The sequence below is a fragment of the Streptomyces flaveus genome (assembly GCF_014647675.1).
Lineage (GTDB): Bacteria > Actinomycetota > Actinomycetes > Streptomycetales > Streptomycetaceae > Streptomyces > Streptomyces flaveus.
This window is the reverse complement of sequence record NZ_BMPQ01000001.1, coordinates 319049-341155: the sequence shown is the minus strand read 5'-3', so window position 1 is coordinate 341155 and position 22107 is coordinate 319049. Positions and strand designations below refer to the sequence as shown.

General features: G+C 70.2%; 20 protein-coding genes. 15 read left to right on the top strand and 5 right to left on the bottom strand.

The genetic code is table 11. The features are described from left to right. Positions 1-59: 59 nt before the first annotated feature. Together IEZ21_RS01540 and IEZ21_RS01535 are read left to right on the top strand one after the other, a co-directional pair. Positions 60-530 (top strand): single-stranded DNA-binding protein, encoded by a 471-nt coding sequence (locus IEZ21_RS01540; protein ID WP_189320062.1) that lies wholly within the window; start codon positions 60-62, stop codon positions 528-530. Positions 531-782: 252 nt separating this feature from the next. After that, a complete protein-coding gene (locus tag IEZ21_RS01535; RefSeq protein WP_189320061.1) occupies positions 783-2186 on the top strand; it encodes a Cys-Gln thioester bond-forming surface protein in 1404 nt (467 codons plus the stop codon). Positions 2187-2310: 124 nt separating this feature from the next. Here IEZ21_RS01535 and IEZ21_RS01530 read toward each other — a convergent pair whose 3' ends face one another. Further along, positions 2311-2715, bottom strand: coding sequence for a VOC family protein (locus IEZ21_RS01530; protein ID WP_033325124.1), 405 nt, complete (start codon positions 2713-2715; stop codon positions 2311-2313). Positions 2716-2915: 200 nt separating this feature from the next. Here IEZ21_RS01530 and IEZ21_RS01525 point away from each other — a divergent pair, with 200 nt between their 5' ends. The 8 genes from IEZ21_RS01525 (at position 2916) to IEZ21_RS01490 (ending at position 12031) form a co-directional block, all read left to right on the top strand. Then, the gene (locus IEZ21_RS01525) at positions 2916-3761 is read left to right on the top strand and encodes an FHA domain-containing protein (RefSeq protein WP_189320060.1); all 846 of its coding nucleotides are present in this window, start codon (positions 2916-2918) and stop codon (positions 3759-3761) included. 47 nt (positions 3762-3808) lie between these two features. Then, complete coding sequence (locus tag IEZ21_RS01520) at positions 3809-5068, top strand: hypothetical protein (protein WP_189320059.1); 1260 nt, start codon at positions 3809-3811, stop codon at positions 5066-5068. 25 nt (positions 5069-5093) lie between these two features. Next, positions 5094-5711 carry a hypothetical protein gene (locus IEZ21_RS01515; protein WP_246567194.1) on the top strand — a complete coding sequence of 206 codons (618 nt, stop codon included), beginning with the start codon at positions 5094-5096 and terminating at the stop codon, positions 5709-5711. Next, positions 5704-8223 carry an Hsp70 family protein gene (locus IEZ21_RS01510; RefSeq protein ID WP_189320058.1) on the top strand — a complete coding sequence of 840 codons (2520 nt, stop codon included), beginning with the start codon at positions 5704-5706 and terminating at the stop codon, positions 8221-8223. The genes IEZ21_RS01515 and IEZ21_RS01510 overlap by 8 nt, the downstream gene beginning before the upstream one ends. A gap of 176 nt (positions 8224-8399) precedes the next feature. Then, positions 8400-9329 (top strand): tetratricopeptide repeat protein, encoded by a 930-nt coding sequence (locus IEZ21_RS01505; protein WP_189320057.1) that lies wholly within the window; start codon positions 8400-8402, stop codon positions 9327-9329. 121 nt (positions 9330-9450) lie between these two features. Further along, positions 9451-10620: an ABC transporter ATP-binding protein gene (locus IEZ21_RS01500; protein ID WP_189320056.1), complete on the top strand. Its 1170-nt coding sequence runs from the start codon at positions 9451-9453 to the stop codon at positions 10618-10620. Beyond that, complete coding sequence (locus IEZ21_RS01495) at positions 10617-11360, top strand: ABC transporter permease (protein ID WP_189320055.1); 744 nt, start codon at positions 10617-10619, stop codon at positions 11358-11360. Before IEZ21_RS01500 ends, IEZ21_RS01495 begins: the two co-directional genes overlap by 4 nt. Beyond that, positions 11357-12031 (top strand): ABC transporter permease, encoded by a 675-nt coding sequence (locus tag IEZ21_RS01490; protein WP_189320054.1) that lies wholly within the window; start codon positions 11357-11359, stop codon positions 12029-12031. Before IEZ21_RS01495 ends, IEZ21_RS01490 begins: the two co-directional genes overlap by 4 nt. A gap of 37 nt (positions 12032-12068) precedes the next feature. Here the strand turns inward: IEZ21_RS01490 and IEZ21_RS01485 are convergent, their stop codons facing one another. The 4 genes from IEZ21_RS01485 to IEZ21_RS01470 are packed head-to-tail and all read right to left on the bottom strand — an operon-like array spanning position 12069 to position 16256. Then, positions 12069-12599, bottom strand: coding sequence for a GTP-binding protein (locus IEZ21_RS01485; RefSeq protein WP_245685524.1), 531 nt, complete (start codon positions 12597-12599; stop codon positions 12069-12071). Between the two features lie 34 nt (positions 12600-12633). Further along, positions 12634-13065 carry a DUF742 domain-containing protein gene (locus IEZ21_RS01480; protein WP_033325119.1) on the bottom strand — a complete coding sequence of 144 codons (432 nt, stop codon included), beginning with the start codon at positions 13063-13065 and terminating at the stop codon, positions 12634-12636. Between the two features lie 52 nt (positions 13066-13117). After that, a complete protein-coding gene (locus IEZ21_RS01475; RefSeq protein WP_373302148.1) occupies positions 13118-13552 on the bottom strand; it encodes a roadblock/LC7 domain-containing protein in 435 nt (144 codons plus the stop codon). A gap of 58 nt (positions 13553-13610) precedes the next feature. Next, positions 13611-16256: an ATP-binding protein gene (locus IEZ21_RS01470; protein ID WP_246567193.1), complete on the bottom strand. Its 2646-nt coding sequence runs from the start codon at positions 16254-16256 to the stop codon at positions 13611-13613. Positions 16257-16607: 351 nt separating this feature from the next. Between IEZ21_RS01470 and IEZ21_RS01465 the strand changes: the two genes are divergently transcribed. From IEZ21_RS01465 to IEZ21_RS01445, 5 genes are all read left to right on the top strand, one after another. Then, the gene (locus IEZ21_RS01465; RefSeq protein WP_189320361.1) at positions 16608-17570 is read left to right on the top strand and encodes an ABC transporter substrate-binding protein; all 963 of its coding nucleotides are present in this window, start codon (positions 16608-16610) and stop codon (positions 17568-17570) included. 70 nt (positions 17571-17640) lie between these two features. Next, on the top strand, positions 17641-19173 hold the full coding sequence (locus IEZ21_RS01460; protein ID WP_189320053.1) for a serine/threonine-protein kinase: 1533 nt from the start codon (positions 17641-17643) through the stop codon (positions 19171-19173). 135 nt (positions 19174-19308) lie between these two features. Next, positions 19309-20973 carry an energy-dependent translational throttle protein EttA gene (ettA, locus tag IEZ21_RS01455; protein ID WP_033325116.1) on the top strand — a complete coding sequence of 555 codons (1665 nt, stop codon included), beginning with the start codon at positions 19309-19311 and terminating at the stop codon, positions 20971-20973. A gap of 2 nt (positions 20974-20975) precedes the next feature. Continuing rightward, positions 20976-21401 carry an acyl-CoA thioesterase gene (locus IEZ21_RS01450; protein ID WP_033325115.1) on the top strand — a complete coding sequence of 142 codons (426 nt, stop codon included), beginning with the start codon at positions 20976-20978 and terminating at the stop codon, positions 21399-21401. Then, entirely contained in the window at positions 21398-22087 is a 690-nt protein-coding gene (locus IEZ21_RS01445) for a DUF8185 domain-containing protein (protein WP_189320052.1), read from the top strand. The genes IEZ21_RS01450 and IEZ21_RS01445 overlap by 4 nt, the downstream gene beginning before the upstream one ends. Positions 22088-22107: the final 20 nt, after the last annotated feature.

Below are 22107 nucleotides of genomic sequence, written 5' to 3'. Positions count from 1 at the left end.
GACAGACGCAGCCGTACGGGACGGGCCCGTACGCGTGTGGACATGGGAGGGCTTCGGCCATGAACGAGATGACGGTGTGTGCGGTGGGGAACGTCGCCACGCAGCCGGTGTACCGGGAGACGGCGGCGGGGGCGTCGGCGAGGTTCCGGCTGGCGGTGACGCAGCGGTACTGGGACCGCGAGAAGAACGCGTGGATGGACGGGCACACCAATTTCTTCACGGTATGGGCCAAGCGGGCGCTCGCGACCAATGTGCAGGCGTCCGTGACGCTGGGCGATCCGGTGCTCGTCCAGGGCAGGTTGAAGGTCCGCACCGATCAACGCGACGGCAAGACATGGACGTACGCCGACATCGAGGCGACCTCGGTCGGCCACGATCTGTCGCGCGGCAGCTCGGCGTTCCGGCGGGCGAACAAGGGGGAGTTGGCGTTGTCCGCGCCGTCCCGGCCGGAGCCCGGCTGGGAAACGGAGCTGGGAAGCCGGCCGACCGTGGCTGCCCAACAGCAGGGCGAACCAGTATTGGTGACGTGACGTCAGGTAGGCCGGTCGAAGTGCGGCTTATCAGCTGATGCGTCCCTAACAGCCCTCGTGGATTTATCGACAAGCCCGGCTTGGATGCGATCTTGGCGATAACAATTCCGAGTCGGATCGGTTATCCGATGGGATGCCTGGGGAGCGTGGTGCGCCTCGTATCTAGGATGCCGGGCATAGCTCTCGGGGCTACTGATTCTGCTGGTGGGACCGCACCCCCCACGTCAACGGGTCCTGCTCGAAGGGAATTCTGTGCTTTCTTCGTTCTCTGCGTTGTCCGTACGCGGGCGAGGTGCTGCCCGCCTCGCGGCGGCGACGCTGGTGTCCGGGCTCGTCGTGGTGAGCGCGATGGCCACCGCGGGTTCGGCTGCCGCCGACGAGATCCCGCAGAGCCAGGGCGGTGCGACCGCCACCATCGGTGGCCTGAAGACGTCCGGGCTCGCCGTCGTCCACGACGACGGCGAGGACCGGCAGGTGCCCGCGGGGCTGTTCGAGATGTCCGTCGACAACGGCGGCACCCTGCAGACCTACTGCGTCGACATCGACCACCCGACGCAGATGGCCGCCAAGTACCAGGAGACGCCCTGGAGCGGTACGTCACTGAGCGGCAACCCGGACGCGGGCAGGATCCGTTGGATCCTGCAGAACTCCTACCCGCAGGTGAACGACCTCTCGGCACTGGCCGAGCGGGCCGGCGCGAGTGGTCTCACCGAGGAGGACGCGGCGGCCGGGACGCAGGTGGCGATCTGGCGGTACTCGGACGGTGTCGACGTGGACGCGGTGAACCCGAAGGCGGAAAAGCTCGCCGACTACCTGCACAAGAGCGCGCGGAACGTCACGGAGCCCGAGGCCTCACTGACCCTGGGGCCGTCGGCGGTCTCCGGGCGCGCCGGTGAGTTGCTCGGCCCCGTCACGGTCCACACCAACGCGGACAGCGTGCGGGTGACGCCGCCCGCCGACGCGACGAGCGGGGTGAAGGTCGTCGACAAGGACGGCCGGGACATCACCTCCGCGGTCGACGGCAGCCGGCTGTTCTTCGACGTGCCCGAGGATGCCGCGGACGGCTCGGCCGCACTGACGGTGCAGGCCTCGACCACGGTGCCGGTCGGCCGGGCCTTCGCCTCCGAGAACAGAAGCCAGACGCAGATCCTCGCGGGCTCCAGCGAGTCGACGGTCTCCGCGACGGCGACCGCGAACTGGGCCGAGGAGGGCGCGATACCCGCGCTGTCGGCCGAGAAGAACTGCGCGAAGGGAGCCGTGGACATCACGGCGGCCAACGCGGGGGACGAGCCGTTCACCTTCGAGCTGATGGGGGCCGAGCACACCATCGAGGCGGGCACGTCGCAGACGGTGACGATCCCGCTCCAGGAGGACCAGGCGTACGACTTCACGATCAGAGGGCCGAACGGCTACGAGAAGCGGTTCAAGGGTGTCCTCGACTGTCAGACGCAGAGCAGCGCGGGCGGTGAGACCACACAGACGCTGAGCGAACCGAGCCCGGCCACGGTCGGCGGCACCTCCACCGGAGGCACCGACCTCGCCGAGACCGGCAGCTCCAGCGCCACCCCGGTGATAGCCGAAATCGGGATCGCCCTGCTCGTGATCGGCGCCACCGCGCTGCTCCTCGTCCACAAGAAGAAGCCGACGCGGGACTGAGCGGAGGCGGGGTCGACCCGTCGGCGCGAACCACCGCGAGGTCGGACAGCGGGTCGGAGTGAGCTCGGCGACGTGAGCCTGAGACCACCCGACCCCAGCCTCCCGCGCCCAACCACCCCACCGCCTAATCGTCGAGCTCGGTGAAGAGGGTCAGCTGGAGGGCGGCCGGGGCCTCGAGCCGGGAGTTCAGGGAGTTCCAGGGGGTGCGGGTCGGTTCGGCGAGTACCTGGGCGCCGGCGGCGGCCAGCTGCGCGGTGGTGGTGGCGGAGTCGTCGACCTGGAAGGCGACCCGGATGTGGCCGGCGACGCGCTGCCCGACCTCGACCTCGTCGATGAAGGCGGCGTGGTTCGGGTCCGTCAGCTCCAGCGTGGCCCGGCCGGCGTCGAGAATGGTGACTCGTCCGCCGGGGGAGGAGAACGCGCCGCGCTCGGTCAGGCCGAGGACGTCGCGGTAGAAGTGCAGCGCCGCGTCGTAGTCGGCTGCCGTGACCACCAGGCGGAGTTCGTGTACGGCGGGTTCGTCGGGCATATCGGCTCCTTGGAGATCTCGTACGGGACCAGGGGGCGCCCCCAGCCTGCCGCTCCGGGAGGGGTCCCGGGACCCCGGGGGTAGAACCGTCCTGTGTCCATCCGGATTCCAACTCCCTTCCATGGTCAGCCGCTTGCGCAGTCCGCAGACTCGGGAAGGCAGGCGCGAAAGCCGCAAGAGAGGGCGGAGGTGAGCGTGGCGTGCGACCGGCGAAGCTGAAGGTGACCTCTCCTGCGGGGAAGGAGCGCGTATACGTACTGGACGGCGACCAGTACACGGTCGGCCGCGTCGCGCCGAACCACGAGCCGGACATCGTGCTCGCCCCCGATCCACAGGGCTGGATCAGCCGGCTGCACTGCATCCTGGACCTGGAGCTCGGCCAGTGGTGGGTCACCGACCACGCCAGGAACGGCACGCTGCTGCAACGGGACGTGCCGGGCAGCGAGGTCCGGCCGGTACGCGGCCGGGAGTTGCTGAAGCACGGTGACACCCTGCTGGTCCTCGGCGACATGATGGACGACGAGGAACTCCTCTACTGGCGGCTGACGTACATCGACGCGCACGCGACCCGCCCCGCGCCCGTATGGCAGGAGACGCCGGGCCAGGAGACACGGGGGCAGGAGGAGGCTCGCCCCGGTATCCGTTACGACGCGGTGGGCAGCCGGGTGTACCGGGTCGAGGGCGGCAAGGAGACCCTCGTCGAGGGACTGCGGCCCAAGGGACACCAGCTTCTGCGGCACATGGTGTCGCGCGGCAGCGGTCTGCCGGTCACTGAAGCATCGGGCGCCGAGGCAGTGACCGCCGAGGCGGTGGCCTGCGACCACGACGAGCTGATCACCGCGCTCTGGAAGCCCCGGGAGGAGTGGCCGCCGGGCCGCGGCTACGACAGGACGGACCTCGCGGGCGTGGTCCGCGCCGTCCGCCGCCGCATCGAGCCCGACCCGGCGCATCCCCGGATCCTGGAGACCGTCCCGACCATCGGCTACCGGCTGTACGTGTATCCGCAGGCCCCGCCCGAGGGTCCCGAGCAGCGGAGCGGCACATGACACGGCCCATCACACGGCACACGAACGGCCCGACGCGGAGGGGACGCATGCACGAGGACATGGCAAGCGGCGGGGCGCGGCAGCCGGACGTCGCCGTACGCGGCACCAGCGACCTGTCCCGCTTTGCGGACCTGGCCGGAGTGCGGCTGTACCGCAGGAACATCTTCGCCGTCACCGGACTGCCGGCCGATGCACAGGGCCGTGCGGTACGCAGTCACCGGCAGCGTCTGGAGGCCCGCCTCGCGGTCGAGGAGACCTGGCCGGGCGACGCGGACTCGCCCCTGGTGGGAGGGCACCGCAAGGACGAGGTCCGTATCGCCTTCGAGGAGTTCCAGGACCCGCGGCGGCGGCTGGTGGACGAGCTTCTGTGGCGGTGGGGGGACACGGACTTCGGCTGCGGCTGCCCCGCGGCGGTGCACGAGGGCCACGACGAAGCGGTGCGTTTCCACGCTCTGGCGCTGGAGGCGGAGGCCGGACGCGTCGAGGCCGCCACGGACGAGCGGGACCGGCTGTGGAGTGGGGCGGCAGTCCACTGGTCGGAGCTGCTGGAGCGCCCGGAGTTCCGGCGGCACATCGCCCACCGGATCAGGGCACTTGACGACCCGAGGCTCACCGAGCACTCGGCGTACGACTTCCTGGACGGGCTGCCCCGGCTGATCGCGTCCCCCTTCACGGAACTCGCCGACCGCCCCGGCGTCGGGCCACGGCTGGCCCGGGTGTGTGCGGGCTGGGCGGAGCACGCTCCCTTCTCGGAGCTGCTCCCCGAGGTGTTCGAGGAGAGGGTGGAGGCGGCGATCGAGAAGATCCACGAGGGCCGGCTGTCCGCGAGGGACAAGATGAACGCCCAGATGTACGGGGACGCCGTCGACATCATGCGGGAGAAGGTCCTCCCTGAATTCGAGGGGCTCGAGCCCTTCCGGGCGTTCATCCCGGAGTGGCGTTACGAGGAGACCGCGCACGCCGTCGCCGTCGCGCTGAACAATCTGGCGGTCGCGCTCCTGGAGTACCACCGCTTGAAACCACCGAGTGCCGAACAGCGCAAGACGGTGGTCGAGCTCGCGGAGAAGGCGTACGAGATCGCCCCGGAACGCGACGTGGCGGGGATCAAGGCGAACTGGGACGTGATCTACGAGCAGTTCACGCGCTCCGGGCGGCGGGCGGTCGCCAAGTCGTCCCCGCGGAAGAAGCTCGGTCTCGGCGTCTACGCATTCCTGGTGGTCATGGCGGGGCTCATCTGGGGACCGGCGGGGGCAATTGTCGCCGCGCTCGGCCTCTTGGTCGCGTTCGGCTATCTGTCCGGGATGTGACCCGCACAGGCACAAGGAGAATGGGATGAGCCCTCACGCCAGCCGCCGCGTACGTGAACTACGCACCGCACTCGGCCAGTTGAAGCACCCGGCCGAGTTCCGCGTACCCCCGCCCTTCCTCGATCCCGCCCAGGCCGACTGGGCGGCGACCGTACTCGCCGAGGTCGAAGCCGCCGAGACCCTCGCGGAGCAGGCCGCGGTAACCCCGGACACCCCGGACGGTGCCGGAAGCGACGCCCTGCTCGGTGCCGCCCTCGGTATCTGGCGCGCCCTGCGCAAGCTCGACCAGGGGGCGGGACCGCTCTCGGCGGCCGAGCTGCGGCAGGTGCGCCGACAGGTCCACGCGAGCCGCCAGGCGCTCGCCGACGACGGCCTTGAGATCCAGGAGCACGACGGCGCGCCCTTCGACTCCGGGCTGTCCCTGGAGGTCCTGGTGTTCGAGGAACAGCCGGGACTGACCCGCGAGGTGGTGCTGGAGACCGTACGGCCCTCCGTCTACTTCCGCGGCGAACGGATCCAGATGGGCCAGGTCATCGTCGGCAGGCCCGCACCCGAAGACGCCCCGCCCGTGACGGACCACGCGGGCGACCACCACGCGGGCGACCCCGACGCCAACGACCAAGGAGGCCACGGCAGTGCGTGAAACGATCGACTTCGGCATCGACCTCGGCACCACGAACAGCGCCATCGCGGTGGCGGAGGACGACGGCGTACGGGTCATCAAGAACAACGACGGCTGGGACTGCACACCGTCCGCCGTGTGGATGCCCAAGGAGGGCGTGATCCACGTGGGCAGGCGGGCCCGGGAGCGCACGGAGGACGACCCGGAGAACGCCTACGCCGAGTTCAAGCTGGAGATGGGGGCCGCCGGCGCCCACCGCCGGTTCGGCCGCGCCGGAGTCTCGCTCACCCCCGAGCAGCTCTCCGCCGAGGTGCTCAAGTCGCTGCGCCAGGACGCGGCGCACGAGTACGGGTACCAGCCGGAGGCGGCGGTGATCACCGTCCCCGCCTCCTTCGCGATGAACCAGAACAACGCCACGTCCGCCGCCGCGGCCCTGGCCGGGCTCGGCGAGCACTGCCCCCTGGTCCAGGAGCCGACCGCCGCGGCGATCGCGTACGGCGTGCAGGACGCCTCGGACTCCGCCCGCTGGATGGTGTTCGACTTCGGCGGCGGCACCTTCGACGCGGCCGTGATGAGCAAGCGCGACGGCGAGCTCCAGCTGATCCAGCACGCGGGCGATCCGTATCTCGGCGGGAAGCTCATCGACTGGGCTGTGGTCGACGACCTGCTGGCCCCGGCGGTGCGACGCGACCTCGGTCTCACCGACTTCACCCGGAGCAACCAGCAGCGCTGGCTCAAGAACTTTGCCAGGCTCAAGCTGGCGGCGGAGAACGCCAAGATCGAGCTGTCCCGCAAGCCCTCGGTCGAGATCTACGCCGACCTGGAGGACGGCAGTGGCGGCACCGAGCCGTTCGAGTTCACCCTGACCCGGGGCGCCCTCGACGACCTGGCGCTGCCGTTCTACACCCGCGCCGTACGGCTCTGCCGGGACGCCCTGGCCCAGAGTTCGCTGCGCCCCGACCACATCGACCGGCTGCTGCTGGTCGGCGGGGCCACGCTCAGCCCGGGGCTGCGCGATCTGCTGGCCGACCCGGTGGACGGGCCCGGCATCCAGCTCGACCACAGCCAGGACGCCACCACGGTGGTGGCGCGCGGCGCCGCGGTCTTCGCCCGTTCGGTCCGGTTGCCGAAGAAGCAACGGCAGGCCGCGCCGGGCGAGTTCACGGTGGACCTCAACTACCCCGCGCAGTCCGTCGACACCACCGGAATCCCCGTCTCCGGCCGGCTCGGCAGCGGCAGCACGGTGGACTGGACGCGGTACGCCGTCACCCTGAGCAACCCGGAAGGGCAGCCGCCCTTCCGCGGGCCCCGCACCGGACTCAGCCCGGACGGCTCCTTCTACACCGAGGTGGCCATCGACGCGGGCACCAGGTCCCGCTTCACCGTGGAGCTCACGGACGACTCCGGCACCCGGCAGAAGCTGACCGGGGACACCCTGTCCATCGGCCACGCGGCCGTCGTGCCGGGCGACGCGGTGCTGACCGGCACCCTCGGCATCGGGAGGGCGAACGGCATCGGAGCGGCCGACGGTACGTTCGACCCGTTGCTCCGCAAGGGCACAGCGCTGCCGGCGATGGTCACGAAGACCTACCGGACGACCATCCCGCTGCGCCGTTCCGAACCCGACGCCGTCATCCGTATCCCGCTGTTGGAGGGGGAACGCAGGCGCGCCGACCGCAACACCCGGGTCGGGCTGCTGGAGATCCGCCCCAGGGACGTCCGGATCGACCTGCCCGCGGAGAGCGAGGTCGAGGTGACCTTCGAGATCCAGGCCTCGAACCGGGAGGTCCTCGTCACCGCCTACATCCCCCTCGTACAGCAGGAGTTCGAGGCGACGATCAACCGCTCCGAGCTGCTGCCGCCCCAGCACCCCGAGTTGGTCGACCGTTTGCGCGAGTTGGAGCAGCGGGCACTCGACCTGCGCGAACAGGCCGACGAGGTGTACGCGGACCAGGCCCGGACGGAACTGGAGGACCTCACCGAGCAGAACACCCTTCCCCAGTTGCGCAAGGAGGTGGACGCCGCCGCCGTCGACACGGGTGCGGCCGTCACAAGCGACCGCCGCATCCGCGATCTGGAGGCCCAGCTCGACGACATCGAGGAGTCGATCCAGATCCCCGAGCTGCAGCGCGAGTTGTGGGATCTGCTGAGCACCTGCGAGACCAACATCGAGCAGGTCGGCGGCGGACCGTCCGACCGGCGGGAGCTGCAGAAGCTGCGCGACCGTGCCAGTTCGCTCGGGGACGAGGCCACTCCGGCGGACCTGAAGCGGCTCATCAAGAAGGCCGCGGCCTTCCACGTCGAGCTGCTGCGCCGCAGCGACTCCTGGGAATTCCTGGTGTTCACCTCGCTGGTCGAGGCGCGCGACGAGATGTACCCGCCGGGCCAGGCGGACGCCGCGATCTTCGAGGGTCGCAGGGCCGTCGCCGCGGGAGACCGCGAGGCCCTCGCCCAGGTCAACAATCGGCTGCGCCAGCTGCTGCCGCCGGGCGGCGCGGACGCGGTCGACCGGAAGACCGGCGGGGTCAAGTAGCGGATGAGAACGAGGAGTTGACGGTGACCACCACATCCCGAATCCCGGCAGCCGACGGTGCGCGGTCAGGTCGTACGGCGTCCGGAGACACCTCCTCCGGAGGCCCCGCGTCCGGAGGCGCAGCGTCCGGACGTACGGACCCAGGAAGCACGGACTCCGGCGATACGGCCTCTGCCGTGAGCCCCCTCCGGGTCGGGCTCCTCGTCTCGCGCGCCCGGGCGGCGGCCCGCTCCGGTGAACTGGACGAAGCTCTGCGGCTGTTGCGCTCCGCCGACGATCCCGCCGTCGGCGGCCACCGGGACGTACTCGATCTGCTGGCCCGCGTGCACGCCCAGCGGGGCGAGCTGCCCGAGGCGGCGGCGCACTGGCGACGCGTACAGGAGCGGCACCCGGGGGATCCGGCGGCAGCGGCCGGGCTCGCGCGGATCGCCCGGCTCGGCCGCGGTGGTCCACGGGCGGCGCTCGCCCGGAACCGTACCCGTACGGCACTGGCCGCCGCGGTGTGCGTGGTGGCCGCCGTCACGGCGGGAACGTTCGCGCTCACCGACGCCACCGCCGACCGTCAACCGGCAGGGCACAGCGCCGCACCGGCCCAACAGGCGGAACAGGCGGAACAGGCCGAGGCGGAACGGATCGCCCAGCGCATCGCAGCCGATCACGAGGCGGATCTGGCACGGCAGCGGGCACGCGAGAGCGCCCGCAAGGCCGACGCTGCCGACGCCCTGGCCCGAGAGCTGCGGGCCCCGGGCCTGCGCCCCGTCGTACGCGGGAACTCCGTGGAAGTTGCCTTCACCGAGGGCCTGTTCGCCGAGGGTGACCGGCTCACCCCGGCCGGCGCCGACCGACTCGCCGTCCTCGGCGACCGCCTGGCCGGACGACAGGCGCGCATCGAGATCCACGGCCACGCCGCCACCGTCCCCGGCGCCCCCCGCAGCGGCGGCTCCGTCCTCGCCCTGTGGCGCGCCCTCGTGGCCGCCCGCGAACTCAGCGCCGCCAGCGGCAAACCCCTCACGGCGTTCACCACCACCAGCGCGGACCAGCAGGACGCCCCGTACGACACAGCCGCACGAAACCGCACGGTAACCGTGGTGATCACACCCGGGTAGCAGAGTGGCACCAACAGGCCCCGGCCCGATCGCAGACAGCCACCGACTGGCTAGACTTCGCACCCTCGTGCACGTGATCGCGCCACGTACGGGCCATGCCGTTCCCGAAGGGTTTCGACGCTTGATAGCCATCGAAGATGTCAGCAAGCGATATGCCGACGGCACGGTGGCCGTCGATCGCCTGTCCCTCCAGATTCCGAACCACTCCATCACCGTGCTCGTCGGGCCCTCGGGGTGCGGCAAGACCACCACGCTGCGCATGATCAACCGCATGATCGAGCCCAGCAGCGGCACGATCCGGGTCGACGGCCAGGACGTTCAGCGTCAGCCGGTCAACGCCCTGCGCCGTTCCATGGGTTACGTCATCCAGAACGCCGGGCTCTTCCAGCACCGCACCATCCTCGACAACATCGCCACGGTGCCGCGGCTGCTGGGCTGGTCCAAGCAGCGTGCCCGCGCCCGGGCGGCCGAGCTGATGGAACGGGTCGGCCTCGACAAGGACATGGCCCGCCGCTACCCGTACCAGCTCTCCGGCGGCCAGCAGCAGCGGGTCGGTGTGGCCCGCGCGCTGGCCGCGGACCCGCCGATCCTGCTGATGGACGAGCCGTTCTCCGCGGTCGACCCGGTCGTCCGCCGGGGTCTGCAGGAGGAGTTGCTGCGCATTCAGGGCGAGCTCGGCAAGGCGATCGTGTTCGTCACGCACGACATGGACGAGGCCATCACGATCGGCGACCGGATCGCCGTGCTGCGCAAGGGCGGCCGACTCGCCCAGTTCGCGGCGCCCGACGAGCTGTTGTCGTCGCCCGCCGACGAGTTCGTGGAGGAGTTCCTGGGCGGTGACCGGGGCATCCGCGGACTGTCGTTCCTGTCCACGCGCGACCTGGAACTCGACCGTTCCCGGGTCTTCCCGATCGACGCCGACCGGCAGCGGATCGCCCGGGCGACGAGCGCTCGACCCGCCGATGCCCAGCCGGTTCTCGTCACCGGCATCGACGGCAAGCCCCTCGGCTGGACCGACCCCGCGGCCTGGAACGGCGACGCCGGGACCCTGACGCCGTACGGGCAGAGCTTCGAGGTCGGCCGGGACTCCCTGCGGGTCGCCCTGGACCGGGCGGTGTTGTCGCCCACCGGTCACGCGGTCGCCGTGGACGGGTCGGGACGGGTGCTGGGGATCGCCGGTCAGGAGACGATCGCCGCGGCGATCCGCGCCGCCAGGCAGCGGCACGCCGCCACATCGCCTCAGGGCACGGAGTACCCGCAGGACCCGCCCCCGGTGAAGGCCACGCGATGAACGGCTTCTTCGACATCCCGAGCGACCTCCAGAGCAGCTATCTCGGCCTGATCTCCACGCACCTGCAAGAGGCCCTGATCCCGGTGCTCGTCGGCTTCCTGCTGTCGCTGCCGATCGGCCTGCTGTGCGTCCGCGTCCGCTGGCTCTACCCGCCGGTCCTGTGGACCACCACGGTGATCTACGCGATCCCGTCGCTGGCCTTCTTCGTGGTGCTCATCGACTACACCGGGCTGAGCAAGCTCACGGTGATGATCCCGCTGTGCCTGTACAGCCTGGTCGTCCTCGTCCCGTCGGTCGTCGACGGCATCCGGTCGGTTCCCGAGGAGACGAACGCCGCCGCCCAGGCCATGGGCATCGGCCTCGTACGCCGCTATCTCCAGGTCCAACTGCCCATCGCCGTACCCGCGATCATCGCCGGACTGCGGGTGGCCGCCGCCTCCAGCATCAGCCTGGTCAGCGTCGGCGCGCTTATCGGCAACCAGGGCGCCCTGGGCAATCTGCTGACCACCGCGCTGCTCTACCAGCGCCCCGTCCTGGCCCTGAACTCGGTGGTCACCACCGCCGTACTCGCCGTGCTGGTCGACGCCCTGCTCGTCCTCGCGCGCCGGCTGCTCACCCCCTGGATGCCGCCCTCCGACAGCAAGGCCAGGCGCACGGCCCTGCGTACCGCCGCAGGCCCCACGGCGCCGGACACGTCCACAACGGCGGGCACCGCCCGCGCACCGGAGCGCGCCTCGTGAACGTACTGAACTTCATCGAGTCCTTCTTCAGCGACAGCGCCCACTGGAGCGGCTACGACGGCATCCCGCAGCGCATGTGGGAGCACCTCCAGTACTCCGCCGCGGCGCTCGCGATCGCGGCGGCCATCGGCCTGCCGATCGGGCTGATCACCGGGCACACCGGCCGCGGCGGCAACGCGATGGCGTTCGTGGCGGCGGCGGCCCGCGCCCTGCCGACGTTCGGGCTGCTGGTGCTGATGTTCGTCTGGCTCGGGCTGAGCGTGCTGCCCGTGATGATCCCGCTGGTGGTGCTGGCGATCCCGCCGATCCTCATCACCACCTATGAGGCGGTGCGCACCGTGGATCCCTCGCCCGTCGACGCCGCCCGCGGAATGGGCATGTCACAGGCGGGGATCCTGTTCCAGGTCGAGGTGCCGGCCGCGCTGCCGCTGATCCTCAGCGGGCTGCGTTCGGCGGCGATCCAGATCGTGTCCACGGCGACGATCGCGGCGTACGTCTCTCTGGGCGGCGTCGGCCGGTACATCGTGGACGGCCTCTACCAGCGGGACTACGAGAAGGTGGTCGGCGGCGCCACCCTCACCGCCGTCCTCGCCCTGTTCGTCCTCGTGGTGTTCTGGGCCGTGGGCCGGACGGCGGTATCCCCAGGAGTGCGCAGGCACGGGGCAGTCTGACCCCCGGGCTTGATCCCCGGTCCTGACGCCCGCCTGGTCACCGCCGCTCGGCGGTGGCCAGGGCGTGTTCCAGGACCACGAGCAACGCGTCCCGGACCGAGCCGCGTTCACGGGCGTCGAACACGGTGAGCGGGACGTGGTCGGCGACGTCGAGGGCCCACCGTACGTCGTTCAGGTCGTGCTCGACCTTGCCGTCGAAGGCGTTGACGGCGACCGCGAAGGGGATCTGCCGGTGCTCGAAGTAGTCGACGGCCGCGTAGCAGTCGTCGAGGCGGCGGGTGTCGACGATGACGAGCCCGCCCAGCGCGCCGTCCACCAGGTCGTCCCACATGAACCCGAAGCGCTCCTGGCCGGGGGTGCCGAACAGATAGAGCTTCAGCGTCGGGTCGAGCGTGACGCAGCCGAAGTCCATGGCGACGGTGGTCGTCATCTTCTCCGGGGTGTGCGAGAGGTCGTCGACACCGGCCGCGACCGAGGTGATGGACGCCTCGGTGGTCAGCGGCTCGATCTCGGAGATGGCGCCCACCGTGGTGGTCTTGCCCACGCCGAAGCCGCCCGCGATCACCATCTTCACCGGCAGCGGTGGCTGGGTCCCCTGGGCCTCATCGTTCACGGACCCGGCCCCGGGAGTCGGGGATGTCTCGAAGACCATCGATAACCCTTCGCAGTACAGAGGTGTCGCGGGCGGAACCGTTCTGCGGTACGTACAAGGCCAGTTGACCGTCCGAGCGCAGATCGTCGGCGAGCACCCGGATCACATTGAGGTGCATCCGCAGCTTCGCCGCGATCTCCGCCAGCGACTGCGGCTGGCGGCAGATCATGATGATGTCGCGGTGCTGGTCGAAGGCGAAGGCGTCCAGCGTGGCCAGCCCCACGTCGGTCGCGATCACCTGTGTCTCGATCGGAATCGGTGGTACGAGACTGTCGCCGCCGGCGATCCGCCCCGCCGTCAGCAGGAACGGCCTCACGAGCGGCGCGGGAGGCTCCGGCCCCCACACGACGTCGTCGGCGGCTGGTGGTTCACCGGCCGTCATCACGTTCCCCCTTCACCTTGCGGGCGTCATGGTCAGGCGACGCCCCCGGTCCTCACCGTCCGTCGCCGGCCGGCGCGATCCCCACGGTGTTCTTCAGCTCCATGACCAGCTGCGGGCTCAGCGCGGCACCGGCGCGATTGGCGAAGAGGGTCATCTCGTACGCGATGTTGCCGAGCTTCGCCTCCTTGGACGCGACCACGCCGAGCACCGCGCCCGCGCCGAGCGCCGACACCAGGACGTGCCCGCCCTCGAGGTCGATGATGACCTTGTTCAGGCCACCGAGTCCGTAGTTGCCCGACGCTCCCATGGCGAGGCTGGTGATGCCGGAGACGATCGCCGCCAGCCGTTCCGAGTCCGCCTGTCCGCGCAGTTGCGACACCGCGATCAGCAGACCGTCGGAGGAGACACCGATCACGTCGACGACCCCGGCGGTCTCGGTGGCGAAGCGGTTGAGCAGCCAGTTGAAATCGGCGGCGGCGGCCTTCATGTCCGTCCGCGGCTCCATGGCCCCGGATTGCGGTCCACCTGTCCACATCGTCACTTGCTCATGCCTTCCGGGAATGGGGATCTGTAGGTCTAGGGTCTGCAGGTCTGTGCGTCGTGCCGGGCCGGGGCTCGGCCGCGGCCTCGCGCTGGGCCCGCTGGACGGCGGCCTCGAACTCGTCGAGCTCGGACCGTGTCGCCTCCGGGTCGGCGGGCTGCCAGGCGGACGGCCGCTGCCTGACGGGCGCCCGCTTGGGCTGGCGGCTCGAGGCGGTGGTGGCCCCCAGGGTCGCCCCGCGCACCCGGCGCCGCAGCGGCCCGGGAGCGTCGGGCCTCGGCGGGGCCGTACTGGAGGATCCGCTGTCGTTTCCGCCGCCGCGTCCGGCCGCCTCGTGGGCGCCGACTCCCGTACCGGGTGCGGGCCTTGGTGAGGGGGCGCCCCTTCTGGGCAGCGGGGGAGTGCCGGGGCTGTACGGGGTGTGGCCCCGGGCCTGGGCCTGTTCGCGCCCGCTCTCCGCCGTGGCTTCCAGGCGGCGCGCGTGGCCGGGGGACAGGGGCTGGACGGGGGAGCGGGGCGGGGCCTGCTCCGTTTGTGTACGCGCGGGGATCCGGCGGGGCAGGGACGAGCGGCCGGGCGCCGCCTCCACCATCGCGGGACGCGGCTCGGCCGGGCCGTTGCGGCGGGCGGGCGGCAGGATCTGCGCGGGCTGTGCCGCGGGCGCCGTCGGGTCGGCGGACAGCAGATGGGCCGGGGGAACCGCGACGGTGACGGTGACACCGCCGCCCGGGGTGCGGGAGAGCACCACCTCGATGCCCCAGCGCCGGGACAGACCGCCGACCACGAACAGGCCGAGGACCTCCGTCGGCGCCAGGTCGAGCCGTTCCCGGCGGATCAGCCGGGCGTTCTCCTCGGCCAGCCGCTCCTCGCTCATCCCGAGACCGTGGTCGATGATCTCGACCAGGGCGCCGCCGGAGCCGTGCCGGGGCCGCAGGACCACCTCGACGCTGGTGTGCGCGGGGGAGAACGTCACCGCGTTCTCCAGGAGTTCGGCGAGCATCAGCGTCAGATCGCCGACGATGTCGGGGGCGACGGTGACATCGCCCTCGGCGTGCGGAGCGACCCGCTGATAGCCCTCGATCTGGCCGAGCGCGGCACGGACGATGTTGCTCAGCCGCATCGGCCCGGTGTTCAGGCCCGTCTCCCGGATTCCGGCGAGCAGCATCAGGCTGTCGGCGTTGCGCTGGAGACGTACGGCGATGTGGTCGATGCGGTAGAGCCGGTCCAGTACCTGGGGGTCGGTCTCGCCGCGCTCCACCGAGTCGATCAGGGCGAGTTGACGTGCTGTGAGGTTGCTGACGCGGCGGCCGACGTTGCCGAACATCTCGGCGATGTTGCGGCGGCTGACGACCTGGCGCTCCAGCAGGGCACTCGCGGTGACCTGAACCTGGTTGAAGGATTCGGCGAGTTCACCGAGCTCGTCGCGTACGGGCACGGGTACGGCTTCCAGACGCGGCGGGCTCGCGTCGTCGGCGTCGTCGTCCGCGACCCGGGCCAGCTCCGTCTCGGCCGCGGCGGCCACGTGCTGGGCCGCACCGGTCAGGGTCCGCACGGTCCGCACCACGGAGCGGCGCACCAGCACGGAGAACAGCAGCCAGGCCACGAAGGCGAGCAGTGTGCCGGCGACCAGCCAGGCCACCTGCCACCAGGCGGTATTGGACGCGGACTGGGTGTCGGCGGCGATCTGGTCGATGAGCGACTGGGTGATCTTCAGCCGGTTCTGTGCCTGCCGCTCGTAGGTGGGCTCGGCCTTCAGCGCCTCGCCGAGGGCCGTACGCAGCTGGGTCGCGTTCTCGGCGACCAGTGCGCCGGGGTCGACCTGGAGCGAGACATAGTGCTGGGCGATGACGCTCTGGTACGGGCTCTGCTCGATCCCGGCCAGTTCCGCGCCCTGCTCCTGGCTGGCGAACCGGGTGAACCGCTCCGACTGGTGGTTGTACTGCTCCAGGTCGCCGACGGCGGCGGTGAACTGGATGAGCGCGTTCGGGTCCCGGGTCCGGGCGGCGAACACGCTGGTCTCGAAGGACGCGTGGGCGGTGTCGGCCCGCAGGAGCGCGTCGAGCAGGTTGCCCGCGGACGAGGAGGACTCGATACCCGACTCACCGAGCCCGAGTCCGCTGATCAGGCCCTCGATCACCGATCCGTATGCGGGGTCGATGTTGTCGGCGGGGATGGGCCCCCGCTCCACGGTCTGCCTGAGGCTGTCCAGGCCCTCCAGTTCCTTCAGCGCCTGGACTTCGCCCTCCGGCAGCCGGTCCCCGTAGGTCTTCCGGACCGTCTCTATCTGGGAGTTGACCTTCTGCTGCGCCTGGAGATACGCGGAGGCGTTGGGCGGTCCTTCCTCGGGGCCGGCGGCCTCATAGCGCAGGGAGATGAGCAGGGCCTGCCGGTGCTCGGTCTGCACACTGTCGATCAGCCGGGTCACCTGCGCACTGTCGCGCACGAGTTGGGCGGTGGAGGCGGCGGAGCGGGCCTGGTCGACCTGGGAGTAGACGACGTAGGCGAGCATCGCCGAGACGACCGCAAGCGGAACGATCACCAGAACGTTGAGTTTGCGCCGGAAGGGCCAGCGGTCCAGGAGGGGAGGCGTCGGGCCGGTGCGGGGCGCAGCAGGTGATTGTTCCCGGGCAACCTTTCTGTGCGCGGGCACCGAACCTCCTTGCTTCTTGCATCACATGGGAAACCCGCTGTCCGAAACTCATGGGTTGCAGGGTCGCGACAGCGCGCTTCGACAGACAAGTGGAACCAGGTGGAACAGGACCCCCGACGCGGCCAACATTAGCGGCTGCCGTAAGAGTACGGCCATGATCAAACAAAAACTGGCACGGGGATACGCCGGGTTCGCTCGTATATTGGCCCCGTTGCGCACACGGGACGAAGCCGTCCGGTGTCCATCGGTGATCAATTCGTGTCTTGACGGTCCATGACCTGGCTCGCTTGGATCGTCGCGACGCCGCAACTACGGCTGCACCGACTGCACCACCGCCCCCGCCAAGTCTGGATGACGAACGTGACCTTCGCACGAAGCACCAGAAAATCCGCAACGTATGCCGTTTCCCTGCTGGTCGTGGCCACGGCCGCGCTGGCGGGCTGTGGTTCCTCCGACGACTCCTCCAGCAGCTCCGACCCCCTGCAGGAGGATGAAGCCAAGGGCGGGACCGTCGTGGTCGGTTCCAACAACTTCCCCGAGAGCATCCTGCTCGCGGACATCTACGGCGAAGCCCTCAAGTCCAAGGGCATCAAGGTCAGTTACAAGCTGAACATCGGCAGCCGCGAAACGACCTACGGTCTGATCAAGAACGGCACGATCACGGTGCTGCCCGAGTACAACGGGGCGCTGCTGTCCTACCTGAACAAGGACGCGAACCCGACGTCGTCTGAGGAGACCAACAAGGCCATCGCGTCCGAACTCGATTCCAAGCTCACGCTGTTGGAGTCTTCGGAGGCCCAGGACAAGGACGCCGTCGCGGTCAACGAGGCCACGGCCAAGAAGTACAAGCTGACGGAGAAGTCGACGCTCGCCGACCTCGCCGAATTGGCGCCTGAGCTGGCCATCGGTGGTTCGCCGGAGTTCCAGACCCGGCACCACGGGCTGCCGGGCCTGAAGGAGGACTACGGGCTCGAATTCAAGTCCTTCAAGGCGCTGGACGCGGGCGGTCCGCTGACGGCGGCGGCGCTCAAGGGCAACAACATTCAGGCCGGGAACATCTTCACGACCGACCCCGGTATCGAACAGAACAAGTTCCTCATCCTTCAGGACCCGAAGAACCTCTTCGGCTTCCAGAACGTAACTCCGTTGGCATACAAGAGCGATCTCCCGGCAGAGGGCGTTTCCGCGCTCAACGCCGTATCGGAGAAGCTCGACACGAAAACCCTGGTCAGTCTCAACGGCGAGGTGCAGAACGACAAAAAGGACCCGCTGGAGGTGGCCAAGACCTGGCTGTCCTCCAACGGACTGACCTGACGGGTACGGGGCCGGGGTGGGCCTCGGCCCGCCCGGCGACCCCTCCCCTCACTCCTCTAACCTGTCGCCCATGAACGTACCGGGGGACATGATCGACGGCCGCTTCGAGTTGATCGACCGGCTCGGGAGCGGCGGGATGGGGACGGTGTGGCGGGCGCGCGACAGCGTGCTGCACCGGGAGGTCGCCCTCAAGGCCGTACGGGCGGACGCGGCGACGTCGGACGCCCTGCGGGAGCGGGTACTGCGGGAGGCGCGGGCACTGGCCCGGATCAGCCATCCGAACGTGGTGACCATCCACCACATCGTGGACCACGACCCGCACCCCTGGCTCGTGATGGAGCTGGTGAGCGGCGTCTCCCTCCAGGAGCGGCTGGACGACGGCCCGTTGCTCCCCGCGGAGGCCGCCCACATCGGCCGTCAGGTGCTCGCCGCCCTGCGGGCCGCGGACGCGGCGGGCATCCAGCACCGCGACGTCAAGCCCGCCAACATCCTCCTGCGCCCCGACGGCACCGCCGTGCTCACCGACTTCGGCATCGCGGCCCTCCAGGGCTCGACCTCCCTGACGGCCACCGGCGAACTCATCGGCTCCCCCGAGTACATCGCCCCCGAGCGGATCCGCGGCAGCAACGACGACCCGGCGTCCGACCTGTGGTCCCTGGGCCTCGTGCTGTACGTCTGCGTCGAGGGCGTCAGCCCGCTGCGCCGCGCGACCACGCTCGCCACCCTGGCCGCAGTGCTCGACGACCCGGTACAGCCGCCGGTGCGTTCCGGCCCCCTCGCGCCCGTACTCCAGGCGCTGCTGGTACGGGACCCGGCGGCCCGCCCCGACGCGGCACGCCTTGACGCGATGCTCGCGCAGGTGGAGCACGGCGCGACCCCGCACTGGGCGCAGCCGACGACGACGGCACCGCCGGCCCCGGTGCCGCACCCGCTCACCCAGCTGGACACGCCCCGCCCGACGACGCCGCACCCCCGCCCCGACCACGCGCCCGGCGGCGCGCGCAGCCGTGCGCCGATCGTCATCGCGGTCATCGCGGTCGCTCTCGCGGTCACCGCCGCCACGGCCCTCGCCCTCACGCTCGGCGATCGGAACAGCAACGAGGCCCGCGGCGGTACGTCCTCCACTCCGGCCACGCAGCAGCCGCGCCAGAGTCCGGAGCCGAACCAGCAGCCGACCCCCGTACAGACCCCGACTCCGACTCCGACACCGACCCCGACACCGACTCCGACGAAGCAGACGGCCAGCCCGGCCGTCCCACCCGCCGCCCCCAAAGGCGACCGCTGGATCGCCCAGCTCTACTCCGAGCCAGTCAGCGCCGGCACGGCCGCGAGAGACCAACGGCTCGCCCGGATCCGCCAGTCCGTCCCCGGGGCCGTCTATGTCCGCAGCGACAACTTCGCCTCCCTGCGCCCCGGCTTCTGGGTCATCTACGCCCCGGGCCCCTTCGCCAACGGCCGCGCCGCCCTGACCTTCTGCCGCGAACGAGGCCGCACCACCGCGAACACCTGCCTGGGCCGCTACCTGAGCAAGAACTCCGCAGACTCCGTCTTCCAGTGCCGCCCACCGGCCGCCAACCCGACGGGCCGCTGCACCCGCCCGTGAACAGGGCCACCCAAGTCAGCGGTAAACCACCAGGTCAGAGCCCCTCGGTCATATGAGTTTCCCCCGAGGGGTGGCCGTCGGGCAGTATGGGGTGTATCTGCCCACTGCCGATTTCAAGCGTCCGGACGGTTTCTCTTGGCTGAGTACATTTACACCATGCGCAAGGCGCGCAAGGCGCACGGCGACAAGGTGATTCTCGACGACGTCACCCTGAGCTTCCTGCCCGGAGCGAAGATCGGTGTCCTCGGCCCGAACGGCGCCGGTAAGTCGACCGTCCTCAAGATCATGGCCGGCCTTGAGCAGCCGTCGAACGGTGACGCGTTCCTGTCGCCCGGTTACACCGTGGGCATCCTGCTGCAGGAGCCCCCGCTGAACGAGGAGAAGACCGTCCTGGAGAACGTCCAGGAGGGTGTCGCCGAGGTCAAGGGCAAGCTCGACCGGTTCAACGAGATCGCCGAGCAGATGGCGACCGACTACTCGGACGCGCTGCTGGACGAGATGGGCAAGCTCCAGGAGGAGCTCGACCACGCCAACGCGTGGGACCTGGACGCCCAGCTCGAGCAGGCCATGGACGCCCTGGGCTGCCCTCCCGGCGACTGGCCCGTCACCAACCTCTCCGGTGGTGAGAAGCGCCGCGTCGCGCTCTGCAAGCTGCTGCTCGAGCAGCCCGACCTGCTGCTCCTCGACGAGCCCACCAACCACCTCGACGCCGAGTCCGTGAACTGGCTGGAGCAGCACCTCGCCAAGTACCCGGGCACCGTCGTCGCCGTCACCCACGACCGGTACTTCCTGGACAACGTCGCCGGGTGGATCTGCGAGGTCGACCGCGGCCGTCTGCACGGTTACGAGGGCAACTACTCGCAGTACCTGGAGACCAAGCAGACCCGTCTCAAGGTCGAGGGCCAGAAGGACGCCAAGCGTGCGAAGCGTCTGAAGGAAGAGCTCGAGTGGGTCCGCTCCAACGCCAAGGGGCGGCAGGCCAAGTCCAAGGCGCGCCTTGCCCGTTACGAGGAGATGGCCGCCGAGGCGGACAAGATGCGGAAGCTGGACTTCGAGGAGATCCAGATCCCGCCGGGCCCCCGCCTGGGCAATGTCGTCGTCGAGGTCGAGAAACTCACCAAGGGCTTCGGCGAGAAGCTCCTCATCGACGACCTGTCCTTCACGCTGCCGCGCAACGGCATCGTCGGCATCATCGGTCCGAACGGCGCGGGCAAGACCACGCTGTTCAAGATGATCCAGGGCCTGGAGGAGCCGGACTCCGGTGCGATCAAGGTCGGCGACACCGTCAAGATCTCGTACGTCGACCAGAGCCGCGAGAACATCGACCCCAAGAAGACACTGTGGGCCGTCGTCTCGGACGAGCTGGACTACATCAACGTCGGCCAGGTCGAGATGCCGTCCCGCGCGTACGTCTCCGCCTTCGGCTTCAAGGGCCCCGACCAGCAGAAGCCGGCCGGCGTCCTCTCCGGCGGTGAGCGCAACCGGCTGAACCTCGCGCTCACCCTCAAGCAGGGCGGCAACCTGCTGCTCCTCGACGAGCCGACCAACGACCTGGACGTCGAGACGCTGTCCTCGCTGGAGAACGCGCTGCTGGAGTTCCCGGGCTGCGCCGTGGTCGTCTCCCACGACCGGTGGTTCCTCGACAGGGTGGCGACGCACATCCTCGCCTACGAGGGCGACTCCAAGTGGTTCTGGTTCGAGGGCAACTTCGAGTCGTACGAGAAGAACAAGATCGAGCGGCTCGGCCCGGACGCCGCCCGTCCGCACCGCGCCACCTACAAGAAGCTGACCCGGGGCTGATCTTGCGGCACATCTACCGCTGCCCGCTGCGCTGGGCGGACATGGACGCGTACGGCCACATCAACAACGTGGTCTTCCTCCGCTATCTGGAGGAGGCACGCATCGACTTCCTGTTCCGCCCGGACAAGGATTTCCAGCAGGGGTCCGTGGTGGCACGCCATGAGATCGACTACAAGCAGCAGCTGGTGCACCGGCACACGCCGGTGGACATCGAGCTGTGGGTCACGGAGATCCGGGCGGCGTCGTTCACCATCACGTACGAGGTCAAGGACCCGGACCAGGTGTATGTCCGGGCCTCGACGGTGATCGTGCCGTTCGACTTCGAGGCGCGGCGACCGCGCCGTATCACCGCCGAGGAGAAGGCCTTCCTCGAGGAGTACACGGAGTCCGAGGACGACGAAGATCCCTCGGAGGCCGTCGCCGCATGACGGCCCTGCACCTCGCCGACGCCGGGGAGGCGGCGGACCTCGCCGCCTTCCTCGCCCGGCTGATCCACTACGACCGCGCGGCAGCCGTGCGGTTGCAGGGGTCGGGGACGGCGCTCGCGGTGTTCGGCCGGCCCCCGTCGTTCGAGGTGCTGGCGATCCGTACGGCACGGCTGGCCAAGCCGTACGAGAACGGTCTTGACGCCTCGCTCGATGTGACCGTCTCGGCCGGTGAACTCCTGGAGTCCCTCGACGAGTCGGCGGCCACGGCCCTCGTGCCCACCGCCGTCACCGGACCGCCATGGGCCGGCGTGCTGCCGCCGCGCGGCGGCTGGCAGCAGGAGCCGGGGCTGCCCGCGCTGGACGCGGTGCGGTCGATGGTCGCCTCGGCGGTCGCCGAATTCCGCTCCCGTATCGGGGAGTTGGCGCCCGAGCTGCGTACCCGCGCCGAACTGGACCGGATCGGGCGGGAGATCTGGTCCCGGCCGATCGGCGACACCGAACTGCCGGTACGGGCCGCACACGCGGCACAGTCACTGGGCTTCCTGCGCCCCGCACGCCCGGCCACGCCCGACGAGCCCGCGCCGACGCTGCTCTCCTCTGGCGCATGGCTCAGGCTGCGCACACCGTACGGCTCGATCGCCGTACGCAGGGCGGGACTTGGGGCGCTGGACGTCAGCGTGCGCTGACCGTCCGCATCAGGGAGAGC

What these genes read in the sequence shown, in the direction of transcription:
- IEZ21_RS01540 (WP_189320062.1), top strand. Translation starts at nt 60, where the DNA reads ATGAACGAGATGACGGTGTGTGCGGTGGGGAACGTCGCCACGCAGCCG.
- IEZ21_RS01530 (WP_033325124.1), bottom strand. Translation starts at nt 2,715, where the DNA reads ATGCCCGACGAACCCGCCGTACACGAACTCCGCCTGGTGGTCACGGCA.
- IEZ21_RS01520 (WP_189320059.1), top strand. Translation starts at nt 3,809, where the DNA reads ATGCACGAGGACATGGCAAGCGGCGGGGCGCGGCAGCCGGACGTCGCC.
- IEZ21_RS01515 (WP_246567194.1), top strand. Translation starts at nt 5,094, where the DNA reads ATGAGCCCTCACGCCAGCCGCCGCGTACGTGAACTACGCACCGCACTC.
- IEZ21_RS01495 (WP_189320055.1), top strand. Translation starts at nt 10,617, where the DNA reads ATGAACGGCTTCTTCGACATCCCGAGCGACCTCCAGAGCAGCTATCTC.
- IEZ21_RS01485 (WP_245685524.1), bottom strand. Translation starts at nt 12,599, where the DNA reads ATGGTGATCGCGGGCGGCTTCGGCGTGGGCAAGACCACCACGGTGGGC.
- IEZ21_RS01480 (WP_033325119.1), bottom strand. Translation starts at nt 13,065, where the DNA reads ATGACGGCCGGTGAACCACCAGCCGCCGACGACGTCGTGTGGGGGCCG.
- IEZ21_RS01475 (WP_373302148.1), bottom strand. Translation starts at nt 13,552, where the DNA reads ATGAAGGCCGCCGCCGCCGATTTCAACTGGCTGCTCAACCGCTTCGCC.
- IEZ21_RS01465 (WP_189320361.1), top strand. Translation starts at nt 16,608, where the DNA reads ATGACGAACGTGACCTTCGCACGAAGCACCAGAAAATCCGCAACGTAT.
- IEZ21_RS01460 (WP_189320053.1), top strand. Translation starts at nt 17,641, where the DNA reads ATGAACGTACCGGGGGACATGATCGACGGCCGCTTCGAGTTGATCGAC.
- IEZ21_RS01445 (WP_189320052.1), top strand. Translation starts at nt 21,398, where the DNA reads ATGACGGCCCTGCACCTCGCCGACGCCGGGGAGGCGGCGGACCTCGCC.